We start from the raw sequence: 15,340 nt of genomic DNA on the forward strand, positions 1-15,340 counted from the left end.
GGGTTGTGTTGTGCTGGTCGATTTCGCAGGCATAAAAAAACACCGCTCATCTCTCGATGGGCGGCGTTTTCTATTGCGTTGCAGCGTTAGGCTTGAACGACCGGAATGTTGGCGTTCGCAGCAGCTTCACGGAACTCGGCAATCTGGTCGAAGGACAGGTAGCGGTAGACATCAGCCGCCATGCTGTCGATCTTGCCAGCGTATTCCATGTACTCCTCGACGGTCGGCAGGCGACCCAGGATGGAAGCAACGGACGCCAGCTCGGCCGAGGCCAGGTAAACGTTCGCGCCGTCACCCAGACGGTTCGGGAAGTTACGGGTCGACGTCGACACAACCGTCGAATTCGGCTCTACACGTGCCTGGTTACCCATGCACAGCGAGCAGCCCGGCATTTCCATGCGTGCGCCAGCCTTGCCGTAGATGCCGTAGTAGCCTTCTTCGGTCAGTTGGTGAGCGTCCATTTTGGTCGGCGGCGACAGCCACAGACGGGTTGGCAGCTGACCCTTGACCTGATCCAGCAGCTTGCCGGCCGCGCGGAAGTGACCGATGTTGGTCATGCACGAACCGATGAACACTTCGTCGATCTTCTCGCCAGCAACGCTGGACAGCAGACGGGCGTCGTCGGGATCGTTTGGCGCGCAGAGCACAGGCTCTTTGATGTCGGCCAGGTCGATTTCGATGATTTCAGCGTATTCGGCGTCAGCATCGGCAACCATCAGCTCAGGGTTGGCGATCCAGGCTTCCATCGCTTGAGCACGACGTTCCAGGGTACGTGCATCGCCGTAGCCTTCGCCGATCATCCAGCGCAGCAGGGTGATGTTGGAGCTCAGGTACTCGGTGATCGACTCTTTCGACAGCTTGATGGTGCAACCGGCAGCCGAACGTTCGGCCGAGGCGTCGGACAGCTCGAAAGCCTGTTCGATGCTCAGGTTGTCCAGGCCTTCGATTTCCAGGATGCGGCCGGAGAAGGCGTTCTTCTTGCCTTTCTTCTCAACGGTCAACAGGCCAGCCTGAATCGCGAAGTAAGGAATGGCATGAACCAGGTCACGCAGGGTAACGCCTGGTTGCATTTTGCCTTTGAAGCGCACCAGGATCGATTCCGGCATGTCCAGCGGCATCACGCCGGTGGCTGCGGCAAACGCCACCAGACCGGAGCCGGCCGGGAACGAAATGCCCATTGGGAAACGGGTGTGCGAGTCACCACCGGTACCGACGGTGTCCGGCAGCAGCATGCGGTTCAGCCAGCTGTGGATGATGCCGTCGCCCGGACGCAGGGAAACGCCGCCGCGGGTCATGATGAAGTCTGGCAGGGTGTGATGGGTGGTCACGTCGATCGGCTTGGGGTAAGCCGCGGTGTGGCAGAACGACTGCATTACCAGATCGGTCGAGAAGCCCAGGCACGCCAGGTCTTTCAGTTCGTCACGGGTCATCGGACCGGTGGTGTCCTGAGAGCCGACGGTGGTCATTTTCGGTTCGCAGTAGGTGCCAGGACGAACGCCTTTGCCTTCTGGCAGGCCGCAAGCCTTGCCGACCATTTTCTGTGCCAGGGTGAAACCCTTGCCGGTGTCGACAGGTGCTTCTGGCAGTTTGAACAGGTCGGTCGGGCCCAGGCCCAGCTCGGCACGCGCCTTGTCGGTCAGGCCGCGACCGATGATCAGCGGGATACGACCGCCGGCACGAACTTCGTCCAACAGGACCGGCGTCTTCATTTCGAAGGTGGCCAGGACTTCATCGGAGCCGTGTTTGCAGACTTTGCCAGCATGCGGGTACAGGTCGATCACGTCGCCCATGTGCATGTTGGACACGTCGAACTCGATTGGCAGTGCGCCGGCATCTTCCATGGTGTTGTAGAAGATTGGAGCGATCTTGCTGCCGAAGCAGAAACCGCCGGCACGCTTGTTCGGAACGTGAGGAACGTCGTCACCGAAGAACCACAGTACCGAGTTGGTTGCCGATTTACGCGACGAACCGGTACCGACCACGTCACCGACGTAGGCGATCGGGAAGCCTTGACCGCGCATTTCTTCGATCTGCTTCATCGGGCCAGTCACGCCTTGTACGTCAGGCACGATGCCTTCACGGGCCATTTTCAGCATGGCCAGGGCGTGCAGCGGGATATCCGGGCGGGACCAGGCATCCGGGGCAGGGGACAGGTCGTCGGTGTTGGTTTCGCCGGTGACCTTGAACACGCGCAGGCTGATCTTGTCGGCCAGGGTCGGACGGTTGCGGAACCACTCGCCGTCAGCCCACGACTGGAGCACGCCTTTAGCGTGCTCGTTGCCATTCTTGGCTTTTTCCGCGACATCGTGGAACGCATCGAACATCAGCAGGGTGTGCTTGAGTTGAGCTGCAGCGACTGGAGCCAGTTCGGCGCTGTCGAGCAGGTCAACCAGCGTCACGATGTTATAGCCGCCCTGCATGGTGCCGAGCAGTTCTACAGCGCGCTTCTTGTCGATCAGGGGGGAGGTGACTTCGCCTTTGGCCAGGGCGGACAGGAAGCCGGCCTTGACATAGGCTGCTTCGTCCACGCCAGGTGGAATGCGATTGGTGATCAGGTCAACGAGGAAAGCTTCTTCGCCAGCCGGGGGATTCTTCAGCAGCTCGACCAGGCCTGCAGTTTGTTCGGCGTTAAGCGGCTGGGGAACGATACCCAGTGCTGCACGCTCTTCGATATGTTTGCGGTAGGCTTCAAGCACAGTTATTACCCTCATCAGTGGTCCCAAATGGGTGTCCGGGACGCTCATCCCGAAATTGCCGTACTCATGCGCTGCGTGGCGTTGTGGGCCACTTAGCCAGAATTACCGACAATTCCTTACAGAAGCTGCTTTCAAAGTTTTACGCCTGCAGAACGGGAGCTGATGAGGGTTGGCGTTGAGCTTTTCCCCGCTGGAAAAACCCTTCGCCAACACCGCTCTGTAGGAACGACTGTGCTCGTGACGCTTTGAAAACAGCTTCTAACGGACATTGGCGCCTTAAAAGGCTGGCTGATTCTACGGCAAAAAAAAATTAAAGGTAAGTTAGCCCCTGAACTTTGAGGGGTGATGAATGTTAGACAAAGGGCTAACATGCCGACCTGTTCTGCTTTCCCGTGTTTTGCCTACCTATGCCCAATCAGACCATCAAGACCCCCTGCGTCGGCCTCTGCTCCACCGTTTACGGTGATCTGGTGTGCCGTGGCTGCAAGCGTTTCCACCATGAAGTGATCAACTGGAATGGTTACAACGAGGAGGAGAAGCGCGCGGTATGGCTGCGTCTTGAGCAATTGCTGTCCCAAGTGATGGCCAGCAAGCTGGAGGTTTTCGACGCCCAGCGCCTGCGTCTGCAGCTTGAACAACGGAAAATTCGTTTTGTACCGCACCAGTCGGAGTATTGCTGGGCGTATCAGCTGATAGCCCGTGGGGCGCGGGTGATCAATAACCTTGAGGCATATGGGATGGTGCTGATGCCGGAGTTTCGTGACTGGAACCTGCCGGAATTGCGTGATGCCATTGATCGGGAATTCTTTTTGCTCTCCGAGGCGCATTACCAGCGCTACATTGCCCCGGGTTTCCTGAAAGACGCCTTTGGCGGTTAAATCTTGAACCTTCGCGAGCCTGCTCGCGAAGGCGTCAGTTCAGACGCTCCAGCATTTCAATGCTGAGCCAGTTCCTCAAGGTGATCCTCAATCTCCTGCGGCTTGAGCACCAACACATCACTCTCCACCGAATCCAGCACCACTTCCGCCGTATTGCCGATCAACGCCCCCGACAGCCCCGACCGCGCCACGGTGCCAATCACAGTCACCGCCGCCTGCAGCTTGCGCACCATGAACGGAATCAACACATCCGCCGGACCTTCCTCGATATGCAGATGCCTATCGTCGATGTCAAATTCCGCCTGGAACGCCTTGCACTGCTCGCGATAGCGCGCCTCGATGGTTTCCTTGAGCTGGAAAGTCGGGTCGGCCGACGACAGCATGGGTGACGGATGCGCACTGATCACGTGCAGATGCGCCTTGGCCAGGCTGGCGATGTCATAGCCGTAATCGATGATGGTGTTGTGCAGGTGACGGTGTTCGCCGTCGCTATTGCCAACATCGATGGCAGCCAGAATGACTTTGTCTTTCCAGGAACCGGCCGTTTTCACCAGCAACACCGGCGTTGGGCATGCACGCAACAACTTCCAGTCGTCCGGGGTCAGCAATGCTTTTTTCAGCGGGCTGTCTGGGTAATGCTGCTTGATAACCAGCCCGCAGCCTTCGGCTTGCTGCACATCGATGATGGTTTGGTGCAGGCTTTCATTCCAGGACTGTTCGGTGGTGACACTGAAACCGTCCGCCAACAACGCGGCCTTGAGCACGCCCAACATACCGCTATGGTCATGTTTGCGGTCACCGACCAGCAGGTGCAAATGGGCCTGGGTCACTCCGGCAATCAATTTGGCCCGTTTGAGCGCCAGGCTCTCCGAGTGTTCGGGTTCGATGACCACCAGGATGCTGCGAATGGCTTGCATGATCGGGATCTCCATAAACGGCTAAAAAGCACGGCGTTGCACAACTATAGTTGCTGCTCGCCAACCAGGTACTTGATGCATATCAACGGATGGCGTCTGGTGGTCTGCCGGCAGGCCGGTATAATCGGCGCCCTTCGTTTTGACCATTTATCCGTGAGCCCCATGATCCTTCCCGAAATTCACGAGTTCCTCGGCTGCCGGACCCCTGACGGCTGGGTGCAGGCCGCACTGGCCGATCAGGAAACCTTGCTGATCGACCACAAGAACTGCGAATTCAAGGCCGCCAGCACAGCACTGAGCCTGATTGCCAAGTATCACGCCCACGTCGACCTGATCAACCTGATGTCGCGCCTGGCCCGTGAAGAACTGGTGCACCACGAGCAAGTCATGCGCCTGATGAAAAAGCGCAAGATCGAGCTGCGCCAGTTGTCCGCCGGGCGCTACGCCTCGGGCCTGCGCAAAGTGGTGCGCAGCCATGAGCCGGTGAAACTGGTGGATACGCTGGTGGTCGGCGCCTTCATCGAAGCGCGCAGCTGCGAGCGTTTCGAGGCGCTGGTGCCGCATCTGGACGAGGAACTGGGCAAGTTCTATTTCGGCCTGCTGAAAAGCGAGGCCCGGCACTTCCAGGGTTACCTGAAGCTGGCTTACCAGTACGGCGACGCCAAGGACATCGCGCAAGTGATCGACAAGGTTCGCGCAGCCGAGCAGGAACTGATCGAGTCGCCGGACGTGGAGTTCCGTTTTCACAGCGGAGTGCCTGCCGCGGCGTGATGCCTTGTAAGGTCAAGGGCAATCGCGAGCAAGCTCGCTCCCACAGGGGAATGCATTCCAAAATGTGGGAGCGAGCTTGCTCGCGATGAGGCCATCAGCACCACCGCAACATCCACTCAACGAGTCAAACCCAGCCGCTCGTGCCAATCGGCAATAGACTCCTCGGGATAAACCTCGAATTGTTGATCCCCCGCATGCGCCTCAACCTCGACCCACGGTGCTTTTGAACCGAGCATCAAATGCGTGTGCTCTGGCGGTACCGGCAACGCGGTGTCGATGGCGGAGGCGAACGGGTGGATCAGCTCCGGCCATTGCGGGCTGAACAGCCACAGTCCTGTCCCGCACAGCGAGCAGAAATGCCGCTCGGCGCTGCTGCTGTGCGCACGTTTATCGCCTTCGTCCTTCAGGCGCGCGTGGTAGATCGCGATGTGTTTGCGACCGCGAACCTTGAGGCTCCCGGCATCGCCGCCGAGGTTGATCGCAAACCCGCCGCCGCCCTGGGTCTTGCGGCAGATCGAGCAGTAGCAACGCTGATAAGGGTAGGGGTGGGCGCTGTTCAAACTGAACGATACCGCGCCGCAATGGCAGGAACCTTCGAGTTGCATGGCAACCTCCAACCTGTCTGGGTTTATCCAGACAGACTAGACCGGCACCAGAATCGCATCACCCGTCGCCACCAGTTTGAGTTGATCACCGCTCTGGGCAAACAGCTCGGCGCGGGCGAATACCTGTTTCTTGCCGGCCTTTACCACACGGCCGCGTGCGAAGAACACTTCACCGACGGCGGGCGCCAGGCAATTGACCGAGAAGTGCGAGGCCAGCACGTTGCCGGCGACCGTGCCAGCGGCAAAACCGCACGCGGTGTCGAGTAGCGCGCCGATCAGGCCGGCGTGCAGAAAGCCTGCATATTGCGCCATATCGGTGTCGCGAAAAGCCATGGTCAGCTCGGCTTCTCCGCTGGCGACATGGGTCACTTCGATACCGGCCCAGCGGTTGAAGGCTGAGGTTGAGTTGATCTGTTTGAGTGTGTCGAGCATGGCGAATCCCTCCGGTTGAGGCATCAACATGCGCCGGGTCTGGAGGGAAGTCATGGTGGATAAGGGAGGGTGATGGGCCTACGGATTTGTGGTGAATGGGCTGCGGTCATCGCGAGCAAGCTCGGCTCCTACAGGGTATTGCGAACGCCACAGATCCCCTGTGGGAGCCGGGCTTGCCCGCGATGAACGATAACGCGGTCCTACTGGACGCCCGCAAATGGCCAAGGCAGCATGGAGGCCTTAATCTTCAAGGCTGACTCATGCGACGACTACCCTCACTGGCCGCACTGCGAACCTTCGAATGCGCCGCCCGCCACGCGCATTTCGGCCGGGCCGCCTCGGAACTGTGCGTCACCGACAGCGCCGTCAGCCATCAAATCCGCCAACTCGAAGAACACCTCGGCGTTTCGCTGTTCATCCGCGAAGGCCGGCAGATCCGCCCGACCATGGCCGCAGGCCGACTGATGCAGAGCCTGCAGCAAGCCTTCGAACTGATCGGCGATGCCTGCGATGAGCTGCGCGATCCGTCATCGCTGGCGGTAATGCGCCTGGCCGTGACGGCCGAGCTGGCGCAAAAGTGGTTGATGAGCCGCCTCACGGATTTCTATGCGCGCTATCCGCACATCACCCTGCACCTGTACGAACAACCGATTGACGGCACGGCGCCGGGAGAAGACATCGACCTGGCGATCACCTATGGCACTGGTCCGGTGGACAGCAGTGCGTACTTCGTCAAACCTTTGCCGGCGTTGCAGTTCTTCCCGGTGTGTAGCCCCGGCCTGTTCAATCAGGGCACGTTGAAAACGCCTAAGGATCTAGCCCGCCATTGCCTGTTGCACGACGATCAGGACGGCAAGACCTGGACCGCCTGGCTGACCAGTCATGCCGGGGACCAACGCCCCGAGCGACAGCTGTATTTCGCTCACGCCGGCCTCGCACTGGAAGCCGCAGCCCAGGGGCAGGGCGTGGCCATGGGCGATAACCTGACGGCGCAGGAAGATTTGCTCAGCGGTCGCCTGGTCCGGCCTTTCACTTCCAGCATGACCGCCCTCGGCCAATACGCACTGGTGTGTGAGCGGGTACGGCTGGAGCGTCCGGCCGTGGCGCAGATGCTGGAATGGTTCAACGATCAGCTGATCGATTGATGAGTTGAATTCAACTGTTCCGAAATAATCATCGTTGGCGAGGACGGCGCCAGCGACCTTAGCCTGTGGTCATTCCAATCCCCGCTGATGAGGTTTGACCATGGCACGTTTGCTCGATTCCACCCCCAAGCAAGACGGTTTCCGCTTGCCCGGCGAATTCGAAACCAAGTCCGGTTGCTGGCTCGGTTGGCCGGAGCGCACCGACGTCTGGCGCAACGGTGCCAAGCCCGCGCAAAAAGTCTGGGTGCAAATCGTCACCGCGATCTCGCACAGCGAGCCGGTCACCGTTTGCGCCTCGGCCGCGCAATTCGCCACCGCCCGCCGCCAATTGCCGCCACAAGTACGTGTGGTGGAAATGACCTGCAACGACACCTGGTTCCGCGACAGCGGGCCGTGCTTTGTGGTCAATGACCACAGCGGCGAAGTGCGCGGTGTCGACTTTGAATTCAACGCTTACGGCGGTCTCGACGGGGGGTTGTACTACCCGTGGGACAAGGACGACCAGATCGCCAGCAAGGTCCTCGAAATCGAACGTTTCGACCGCTATCGCGCACCGCTGATCGCCGAACTGGGCGGCATACAGAGCGATGGCCAGGGCAGCATTCTCACCACTGAACAATGCCTGCTCAACCGCAATCGCAACCAACATCTGGGCAAGGAAGAAGTCACGCGACGCTTAACCGATTACCTCGGTGCCGAGCAAGTTATCTGGCTGCCACGGGGCTGCAAATTCGACGAAACCGACGGCCACGTCGATGACCTCGCGTGCTACGTGCGCCCCGGCGAAGTGGTGCTGCAATGGACCGACAACCGCGATGACCCGCAGTGGGAAATCTATCAGGAGGCCTATGACATCCTGCGCAGCACCCGCGACAGCCGTGGTCGCGAATTGATCGTGCACAAACTGCCGCAACCGGACGTGCTGGAGTGGACAGCCGAAGAAGCCGAGGGCCTGGATCAGCAAGACAGCACGCACACGCGTCAGGCCGGAACGCAAATCTGCGCGTCGTACATCAACTACTACGCCGGCAACACATCGATCGTGGTGCCGCTGTTTGGCGATCGCAATGATCAGGCTGCGATGGCGACCCTGGCCGAACTGTTCCCGCAGCACAAAATCATCGGCATCGAAAACTCCCGGGAAATCCTCCTCGGTGGTGGCAACGTGGCTTGCATCACCATGCCTCAATACGCCGCGCCTGCCAGCCACAAAAAGGGAGTATGAACATGGGCCTGCACAAACTGACTCAAGCGTTAATGCTGGTGCTTGCACCCCTGTGTGTGCAGGCCGCCGACACCGCCAAACCGGTGGTCAACCTGTACATCTGGGGCGAGTACCTGGCGCCGGATACGCTGAGCAATTTCGAGAAGCAAACCGGCATCCATGTGGTCGCCGATCACTTTGATTCGCTGGAAACCGTCGAAACCAAATTGCTCACCGGTCGCAGCGGCTATGACCTGGTGCTGACCGCCGGGCAACATCTTTCCCGAGCGATTCAGAGTGGCGCGATCCAGATACTGGACCGCAAGCAAACGCCGCACTTTCAAGGCGTCGGCGAGGAGTTCCGCCAGCACATGGCGGTGTTCGATCCGGGCAACCGTTACGCCGGCATTTATGCCTGGGGCACGACCGGCGTCGGTTATCAGGAAGAAGCGGTGAAGCAGCGCCTGCCCGACGCGCCACGGGACAGTTGGGCGATGCTGTTCGACCCGGCCGTGGTGTCGAAATTCGCCGATTGCGGGGTCAGCCTGCTCAACGATCCCAACGAGGTGTTTGCGGCGGTCATGAAATACATGGGCCTGGATATCAACCGCCAGAACCTCGATGACCTGAAACTGGCCGAGCAACAATTGGCGAAGATCCGGCCGTACATTCGCTATTTCGACAATGACCTGAACATCAGCGACCTGGCCAACGGCAACACCTGCGTGGCGATGTCCTGGAACGGCAACGTGGCCATCGCGGCGGGGCAGGCCGAGGCGGCGAAGAAACCGTTCACGCTGAAGTACCGGATACCCAAGGAAGGCACGTTGATCTGGTTTGACGCGATGGTCATTCCCAAGGATGCGCCACACCCCGAGGCGGGGCTGGCATTGATGGATTACCTGATGACACCTGAAGTGATCGCGCCGATCACCGACACCATTCACTACGCCAATGCAATTACGGCGGCGGACGGGCTGGTCGATCCGGCGATTCGCGATGACCCGGGGACGTATCCGTCGGCGCAGGTCAGGGCTTCGTTGTATAGCAAGAATGACAATGGGAAGGCGTTTAACCGGGCGTTGATTCGGGCGTTTAGCCGGTTGAAGTCGGGGTTGTGACATGGGGTGAATTTGATTCCGTCATCGCGAGCAAGCTCGGCTCCTACATTGGTTTTGTGAACGCCCAAATCCCCTGTAGGAGCCGAGCTTGCTCGCGATGAACGATAACGCGGTCTACTGGCCAGGCACCCGCCACAGATACCACGCCGCCACCGTCCGATACGGGCTGCACCCCAACCCGATCTCCACCATCTGCTTGCGCGTCGGCTGCACCTCCAGCCCCTTCAGACGCCGATACCCCTCACGCACCCCAAAGTCATCGGCTGGCAAGATATCCAGCCGCTCAAGGCTGTAGATCAGCAACATCTCAACCGTCCAGCGCCCGACGCCGCGCAAGGTGATCAAGCGCTCGATCAATGCCTCATCGTCCATGGCCAACGCCGTCGCATAATCGGGCACCACGCCATCCAGCGTCGCTTGGGCAATCCCCTGAATGGTCGCGATCTTGCCCGCCGAAAACCCGCAACTGCGCAGTTGATCAAACCCGGACGCCAGGATCTGTTCCGGCCGTGGAAACGTCACTGACGGATACAACGCCAACAAGCGGCCGATAATCGCATCCCCGGCCTTGGCATGCAGTTGCTGGTAGGCAATCGCCCGCACTAGCGACTCATACGGATCGCGAGCCGCATGCGGTTGGTGCAGGCACGGGCCGACGGCGGCAATGTGGCGCGCCCAGTCTGCGTCGAGGGACGCCAGAAACCCGGTCGCGGAACGATAGGGGTCGGGCATCGCGGTCAAGCGTTCCCGGCCGTTTTCAGCAAGGCGTTGACTTCACCGTACGTAAACGCCTTGAGCTGACTGCTGTCGAGTTTGCCGGTGTCCAGAAACCCCTTGGCCAGCCCGGCCATGGCGCCATACAGAAATTCGGCGATGCCCGAGCCGGCACTCAAACGCCGCACGCCCAGGGCTTTCAGCGTTTCAGGCGAAGGCAGGCTTGCCAGCCCCAGCACGTTCACCGGCAACGTGGTGCCTTGGCACAGTGCGGCGATTTCGTACTCCGCCGACACCCCCGCCGCGAACAACCCGTCGGCACCCGCCGCTTGATACAGCGCGGCACGCTTGAGTGTCTGGGCCACGCGATCTTCAGCCGGAACCAGCCCCTTCAGGTACACATCGGTGCGCGCATTGATAAAGAGCTTCACATTGCGCTGATCCGCCACCTTGCGCGCCACTTCGATCTTGCGCACCAGCAACTCGGGCGGGGACGCGCCGTCCTCGATATTGATCCCGACCGCACCGGCTGCAATCACCGCTTCTATCACTTGCGCGACCCGCGTCAGGTCATCGGAATAACCGGCCTCGACGTCCACGGTCAACGGCACGGCAGTCACCCGGGCGATGGACTCGACGGTCGAGACCAGACGGTCGAGGGGCAGGGTGTTGCCGTCCGCATAACCATGGGCCCAGGCCACGGCCGCGCTGCTGGTGGCGACGGCTTTGCAGCCCAGTTGCTCAACGATGCGCGCGCCGGTGGCGTCGGCGACGTTGGTGAGGATCAACAAGCCTTCGTGGTGCAGTTGGTGGAATTGCTTGTCCATCGAATGTCCTTCCTTATGACGATTGAGGCAATCAGAACGCCAGTTGTTGGGTCATCTGCATCGCGGCGTTTTCCAGCCGGAGCAGAAAAGCCTTGCGCGGTTGTCCTCCACCATAGCCGGTCAACGAGCCGTCTGCACCGATCACCCGGTGGCACGGCACCACGATGGCCAGCCGGTTATGCCCGTTGGCCAGACCCACCGCGCGACTGGCGCCGGGCTTGCCCAATAACCTGGCGATGCTGCCGTAGGTGCTGGTCTGGCCGTACGGGATGTGTGCCAGTGCAGCCCAGACCTGCCGGGCAAATTCGCTGCCGGGCGTGTGCAGCGCCACGGTGAATTCGCTGAGTTTGCCGGCGAAGTACTGCGCCAGTTCGGCTTCGATTTGTTGCAGGTGTGCGTTATGCCCCGGCGCGACTGCATAGCCATATCGGTTTTGCAGCGCTTCGACTTCACGGGTCAATGCCGGGCGGTCGAGGAACTCCAGCAACACCAGCCCGCGACGCTCGGCCATGGCGATCATCGGTCCCAGTGGCGTGGTCAGCCGTGTGAAGAGCAGGGGTTCACTCTGCGCGGCTCGGCCCGGAGTGATATGGAACGACTTTTGGAACGCGTCACGAAATCCGCTGAGGGATTCATAACCCGAGTCGAAGGCTGCGCTGTCGATGGAATCGCCCTGTTTGATCCCGCCCAAGGCCATGCCAAGACGACGGGTGCGCAGCCAGGCGTGAAAGGTCATGCCGAAATGCTGCTTGAACCAGCGCCGCAATTTCAGCGGCTCGATGCCCTCGGCCAGCAACTGGGCGTCGGTCCAGCGCTGCTCGGGGTCGGCGTCCACCGACTTCAGCAGTGTCTGTACCCAGTCGGGCGCGATGGCCGCTGCGTCCAGCGGCTTGCAGCGCAGACACGCGCGATAACCCGCCGCCAGGCATTCATCGGCGTGGGCAAAGAACTCGACGTTCTCCGGTTTTGGCGAGCGCGCGGTACAGCCAGGGCGGCAGAAGATCCCGGTGGTTTTCACGGCCGTGAAGAACACGCCTTCGTAGGCGGTGTCGCGTTCGAGCATGGCGCGAACCATTTCGGCGTGGGGCGGCAGCAAAGCGGTTTGTATGTTCATGGGCTGAGCATAAAACCCTGCGGGCGGTGACTCCACCGGAAAATCGACAGTGAATTTTTGTGGCCCTGGACTACAGTGTTCGGGTTACCGGTCATGCAACCCTTCAGGAACTGATTTCATGCATCCGTTCACGATTCAACACATTGATCACATTGTGCTACGCGTTCAGGATCTGGAGCGCAGCATCACGTTTTACGCCCAGGTATTCGGCGCTGAACTGGTCAAGCGCCAAGACCCTCTTGGGCTGGTGCATCTGCGCGCCGGGACTTCCATGATCGACCTCGTCAGCCTGGACGGGGAGCTGGGGCGCAAGGGTGGTGCTGGCGCGGGTCAGGAGGGGCGTAACCTCGACCATGTCTGCCTGCGCATCGAACCGTTTGATGAAGCGGCGCTTGTGAGCCACTTGCAGTCGTTTGGTTTGACGACGGAGAAAGCGGTCAGGCGCTTTGGTGCCGAAGGTTATGGTTTGTCGTTGTATTGCTTCGACCCGGATGGCAACCAGGTCGAGCTCAAAGGGTCGTCGACTGATCAGCCTTAAGCATCTTCCTCAAGCCGCTCTCGTAAAAACTCGATAGGGGAACACGTGAACTTCAAGGGATCAAACCGGCCGCTCGATAGGATTCGATCATTTTCTGAAATATGTCGGACGTTTCTTTGGTTTTTTTGGAAGCTTTCACGCGTTAACGAAGCGTGTTTAAAAACACTTGGTGTTACGTCCCGAAGGCTACAAGACCTTGCGCCGTTACCTACGGTCAAGCCAGAATCCGCCGGCTTGTGCGGCTACGGGGTGGGCTATATCGTTTCCCTGTCACTGAAAAACAGTGATCGGGTTTGGTAGCCCGTCTAGAAGCCGCATGACAACACCTTATGTAGTCTCTTTTGGGGACTCTGTTTTTTGGTGGTCATGCGTGGGGCTCCATTGTGAGCGCCGGGTTTCCAGCTTCTACCGGTCTACCAACCCACGTATGGCCGCCACCCCTTCGTTTGGTAGCGAGGGTGATGGCTCCTCAATATTAGAAGTTGGAGTTCATCTATGTTCAAAGTAACACCTAACCCACCAGACACCGATTCACCCGATACCGATCCGCCAACCGCTGATTCAGTGTCCCCGTACGAAACCCTCGACCCCAAAAAACTCCACGACGCCGCCGAACGCGCGCTCAACTTCTACCTCAATCCGGCGGCGCTCATGAACAACACCCCACGTAAACCCAGCACCATTTACATGATTGCTCCAGACGTCGACCATGAAACCTTGCTGGTTCAAACGTGCGAGAACATGGCGTCGGCCAGTGTCATGGCCAGCAATGTGGCGGCATCGCTAGAGGGGACTCATCGCAGTAACGTCCTGGCATTGCAGCAGGTCATCATGCTGGGGGAGCTGGCGGTGAATCGAATGCTGGATAACTTCGTTCCGCCCAAGTAATCGCTGCATCACGTTGGCGAGGGAGCTTGCTTTCTCGCCAACGGTGCATGGTGGGCGAGGAAGCCCGCGAGCTCAACCCGACACCGCTGGCGTACCAGGTCTGTTCACTGCGCAGAAATGGTTATCTTCGAACCCGGTAGCGGGATCGTGACGCTGAAGGCCATGCACCGGGATGTGATTTTCGTGATCGGTTCAGCGGAACCTCATCAGCGGTTATTGCGCAAGATGGAAAAATTCAACGCCGCGGCCACGCAAAGCCACGCAAGGTAAGGCAGCAGAATCAAGCCAGTGATCACATCCAGTTGCAACGCCATCACCACCAGCACCGCGACCACCAGCCAGAGCAACGTCAGGATCACCATGCCGGCGAAAATGCGCTGTGCGCCGAAGAACACCGGCGTCCACAGCGTATTCAACGCAATCTGCGAGGCCCATAACGCCAACACCTCCTGGCTTCCAGGTATCAGGGTCAACCGGTACCCGGCCCAGGCGAGCAAAAGATAGATCGTCGACCAGGCGACTGGAAACACCCAGTTGGGTGGGGTGAAGCCGGGTTTGACCAGCGACTCGTACCACTGGCCCGGTTTGAAAAAGAAGCCTGTGCTTGCGGCTGCACCGCAGGCTAGAAGAAAAACAAAAAAGTTCATCACCCATCCTTTGCTGAGGTCAGTTGTCCGGAGCTGCAACGCTATGTTGGCAGCATTAAAGAAGGGACGCTCAGTGACGCGAAAAGTTTGGATCAGGGAATAACATTTCTCAGACGCAAAGGCGGAAAGGGGGCGATATCGTGCTTAAAGAGCCATCACCCCCCGGTTTGATCACGCTCGCTTAGCCATCAACAACACCGAAGCCGCCGCCGACAGCAACCCCGCGCAGCACCGGTTGAAAATTCGCTTGCCACGCGGCTCGGCGAGCCAGCGGCGCATGTGCAATCCCATGTAGGCGTACGCACTGATCGCAATCCATTCCAGGATCAAAAACAGCGCACCGAGCAACGCGAACTGAGGCGTCACCGCACGGGTCGGGTCGACAAACTGAGGCAGGAACGCGGTGAAGATCAGAATGGCTTTGGGATTGCCGGCCGCCACCAAAAACTCCTGTCGCGCCAACGCCAGCACACCAACGGGGGCCCGAGTGTCAGCGTGCTCGATCCCAGGATCGGCGTGCCACAATTGCCAGGCGAGGTAAAACAGGTACGCCGCGCCGACAATCTTGATCCCATAGAACAGCACTTCGCAGGTTTGCAGCACCACGGCCAGCCCGGCGGAGGCGAGGGCGATCATGCCGGCGAACGCCAGCAATCGACCGATCCCGGCCACGCAGGAAGTGCGGTAGCCGTAGCGTGTCGAGTTGCTGACCGACAGCAGGTTATTCGGGCCGGGCGCCATGTTCAGGGCCAAGCAGGCGGGCAGGAAAAGGGTGAGGGTCGCGAGGTCCATGACGAGTCTCCGGAAACGAGAGCGCTTTTTTTATCATGGACGCAGTGCGGC

General features: G+C 59.7%; 16 protein-coding genes. 7 read left to right on the forward strand and 9 right to left on the reverse strand.

Features of this window, described 5'->3' with window-relative positions; translation table 11 throughout:
• Positions 1 to 86 precede the first annotated feature (86 nt).
• Positions 87 to 2,696, reverse strand: coding sequence for a bifunctional aconitate hydratase 2/2-methylisocitrate dehydratase (gene acnB, locus NL116_RS13550; protein WP_494378057.1), 2,610 nt, complete (start codon positions 2,694 to 2,696; stop codon positions 87 to 89).
• Positions 2,697 to 3,103: 407 nt separating this feature from the next.
• Between acnB and NL116_RS13555 the strand changes: the two genes are divergently transcribed.
• On the forward strand, positions 3,104 to 3,574 hold the full coding sequence (locus tag NL116_RS13555; RefSeq protein WP_131062789.1) for a DUF1289 domain-containing protein: 471 nt from the start codon (positions 3,104 to 3,106) through the stop codon (positions 3,572 to 3,574).
• Positions 3,575 to 3,630: 56 nt separating this feature from the next.
• On the opposite strand, the gene NL116_RS13560 is transcribed toward NL116_RS13555, so the two are convergent.
• Complete coding sequence (locus NL116_RS13560; protein WP_494377605.1) at positions 3,631 to 4,491, reverse strand: universal stress protein; 861 nt, start codon at positions 4,489 to 4,491, stop codon at positions 3,631 to 3,633.
• Between the two features lie 162 nt (positions 4,492 to 4,653).
• Here NL116_RS13560 and NL116_RS13565 point away from each other — a divergent pair, with 162 nt between their 5' ends.
• Positions 4,654 to 5,262 (forward strand): MiaE family protein, encoded by a 609-nt coding sequence (locus NL116_RS13565; RefSeq protein ID WP_494377606.1) that lies wholly within the window; start codon positions 4,654 to 4,656, stop codon positions 5,260 to 5,262.
• Between the two features lie 116 nt (positions 5,263 to 5,378).
• On the opposite strand, the gene NL116_RS13570 is transcribed toward NL116_RS13565, so the two are convergent.
• Both NL116_RS13570 and NL116_RS13575 read right to left on the reverse strand, forming a co-directional pair.
• Entirely contained in the window at positions 5,379 to 5,867 is a 489-nt protein-coding gene (locus NL116_RS13570; RefSeq protein ID WP_494377607.1) for a GFA family protein, read from the reverse strand.
• A gap of 36 nt (positions 5,868 to 5,903) precedes the next feature.
• Positions 5,904 to 6,329 (reverse strand): PaaI family thioesterase, encoded by a 426-nt coding sequence (locus NL116_RS13575; RefSeq protein ID WP_494377608.1) that lies wholly within the window; start codon positions 6,327 to 6,329, stop codon positions 5,904 to 5,906.
• A 230-nt stretch (positions 6,330 to 6,559) separates the two neighbouring features.
• On the opposite strand from NL116_RS13575, the gene NL116_RS13580 reads away from it, so the two are divergent.
• The 3 genes from NL116_RS13580 (at position 6,560) to NL116_RS13590 (ending at position 9,769) form a co-directional block, all read left to right on the forward strand.
• Complete coding sequence (locus NL116_RS13580) at positions 6,560 to 7,444, forward strand: LysR substrate-binding domain-containing protein (protein WP_494377609.1); 885 nt, start codon at positions 6,560 to 6,562, stop codon at positions 7,442 to 7,444.
• A 100-nt stretch (positions 7,445 to 7,544) separates the two neighbouring features.
• A complete protein-coding gene (aguA, locus tag NL116_RS13585; protein WP_494377610.1) occupies positions 7,545 to 8,669 on the forward strand; it encodes an agmatine deiminase in 1,125 nt (374 codons plus the stop codon).
• A 2-nt stretch (positions 8,670 to 8,671) separates the two neighbouring features.
• Complete coding sequence (locus NL116_RS13590) at positions 8,672 to 9,769, forward strand: extracellular solute-binding protein (protein WP_494377611.1); 1,098 nt, start codon at positions 8,672 to 8,674, stop codon at positions 9,767 to 9,769.
• A 114-nt stretch (positions 9,770 to 9,883) separates the two neighbouring features.
• On the opposite strand, the gene NL116_RS13595 is transcribed toward NL116_RS13590, so the two are convergent.
• Genes NL116_RS13595 through NL116_RS13605 form a run of 3 tightly spaced genes read right to left on the reverse strand, consistent with a single transcriptional unit; the run spans position 9,884 to position 12,424 of the window.
• Positions 9,884 to 10,501 (reverse strand): DNA-3-methyladenine glycosylase family protein, encoded by a 618-nt coding sequence (locus NL116_RS13595; protein ID WP_494377612.1) that lies wholly within the window; start codon positions 10,499 to 10,501, stop codon positions 9,884 to 9,886.
• 5 nt (positions 10,502 to 10,506) lie between these two features.
• Positions 10,507 to 11,310 (reverse strand): isocitrate lyase/PEP mutase family protein, encoded by an 804-nt coding sequence (locus NL116_RS13600; RefSeq protein ID WP_494377613.1) that lies wholly within the window; start codon positions 11,308 to 11,310, stop codon positions 10,507 to 10,509.
• A gap of 31 nt (positions 11,311 to 11,341) precedes the next feature.
• The gene (locus tag NL116_RS13605; RefSeq protein WP_494377614.1) at positions 11,342 to 12,424 is read right to left on the reverse strand and encodes a bifunctional transcriptional activator/DNA repair enzyme AdaA; all 1,083 of its coding nucleotides are present in this window, start codon (positions 12,422 to 12,424) and stop codon (positions 11,342 to 11,344) included.
• A gap of 118 nt (positions 12,425 to 12,542) precedes the next feature.
• Here NL116_RS13605 and NL116_RS13610 point away from each other — a divergent pair, with 118 nt between their 5' ends.
• Together NL116_RS13610 and NL116_RS13615 are read left to right on the forward strand one after the other, a co-directional pair.
• Positions 12,543 to 12,962, forward strand: coding sequence for a VOC family protein (locus NL116_RS13610; protein ID WP_494377615.1), 420 nt, complete (start codon positions 12,543 to 12,545; stop codon positions 12,960 to 12,962).
• A 495-nt stretch (positions 12,963 to 13,457) separates the two neighbouring features.
• Positions 13,458 to 13,850, forward strand: a complete 393-nt coding sequence (locus tag NL116_RS13615; RefSeq protein ID WP_046032081.1) for a DUF6124 family protein — start codon at positions 13,458 to 13,460, stop codon at positions 13,848 to 13,850.
• A 206-nt stretch (positions 13,851 to 14,056) separates the two neighbouring features.
• On the opposite strand, the gene tspO is transcribed toward NL116_RS13615, so the two are convergent.
• Complete coding sequence (tspO, locus tag NL116_RS13620) at positions 14,057 to 14,497, reverse strand: tryptophan-rich sensory protein TspO (RefSeq protein WP_494377616.1); 441 nt, start codon at positions 14,495 to 14,497, stop codon at positions 14,057 to 14,059.
• Positions 14,498 to 14,668: 171 nt separating this feature from the next.
• Positions 14,669 to 15,289 (reverse strand): LysE family translocator, encoded by a 621-nt coding sequence (locus NL116_RS13625; protein WP_494377617.1) that lies wholly within the window; start codon positions 15,287 to 15,289, stop codon positions 14,669 to 14,671.
• Positions 15,290 to 15,340: the final 51 nt, after the last annotated feature.

This window comes from Pseudomonas sp. FBCC-B1667 (assembly GCF_059133255.1).

Bases quoted from the DNA above. Each gene is read 5' to 3' on its own strand.
- NL116_RS13560 (WP_494377605.1), bottom strand. From the start codon at position 4,491: ATGCAAGCCATTCGCAGCATCCTGGTGGTCATCGAACCCGAACACTCG.
- NL116_RS13590 (WP_494377611.1), top strand. From the start codon at position 8,672: ATGGGCCTGCACAAACTGACTCAAGCGTTAATGCTGGTGCTTGCACCC.
- NL116_RS13565 (WP_494377606.1), top strand. From the start codon at position 4,654: ATGATCCTTCCCGAAATTCACGAGTTCCTCGGCTGCCGGACCCCTGAC.
- NL116_RS13600 (WP_494377613.1), bottom strand. From the start codon at position 11,310: ATGGACAAGCAATTCCACCAACTGCACCACGAAGGCTTGTTGATCCTC.
- NL116_RS13595 (WP_494377612.1), bottom strand. From the start codon at position 10,501: ATGCCCGACCCCTATCGTTCCGCGACCGGGTTTCTGGCGTCCCTCGAC.
- tspO (WP_494377616.1), bottom strand. From the start codon at position 14,497: ATGAACTTTTTTGTTTTTCTTCTAGCCTGCGGTGCAGCCGCAAGCACA.
- NL116_RS13615 (WP_046032081.1), top strand. From the start codon at position 13,458: ATGTTCAAAGTAACACCTAACCCACCAGACACCGATTCACCCGATACC.
- NL116_RS13555 (WP_131062789.1), top strand. From the start codon at position 3,104: ATGCCCAATCAGACCATCAAGACCCCCTGCGTCGGCCTCTGCTCCACC.
- NL116_RS13575 (WP_494377608.1), bottom strand. From the start codon at position 6,329: ATGTTGATGCCTCAACCGGAGGGATTCGCCATGCTCGACACACTCAAA.
- NL116_RS13625 (WP_494377617.1), bottom strand. From the start codon at position 15,289: ATGGACCTCGCGACCCTCACCCTTTTCCTGCCCGCCTGCTTGGCCCTG.
- NL116_RS13580 (WP_494377609.1), top strand. From the start codon at position 6,560: ATGCGACGACTACCCTCACTGGCCGCACTGCGAACCTTCGAATGCGCC.
- NL116_RS13605 (WP_494377614.1), bottom strand. From the start codon at position 12,424: ATGAACATACAAACCGCTTTGCTGCCGCCCCACGCCGAAATGGTTCGC.
- NL116_RS13570 (WP_494377607.1), bottom strand. From the start codon at position 5,867: ATGCAACTCGAAGGTTCCTGCCATTGCGGCGCGGTATCGTTCAGTTTG.
- aguA (WP_494377610.1), top strand. From the start codon at position 7,545: ATGGCACGTTTGCTCGATTCCACCCCCAAGCAAGACGGTTTCCGCTTG.
- NL116_RS13610 (WP_494377615.1), top strand. From the start codon at position 12,543: ATGCATCCGTTCACGATTCAACACATTGATCACATTGTGCTACGCGTT.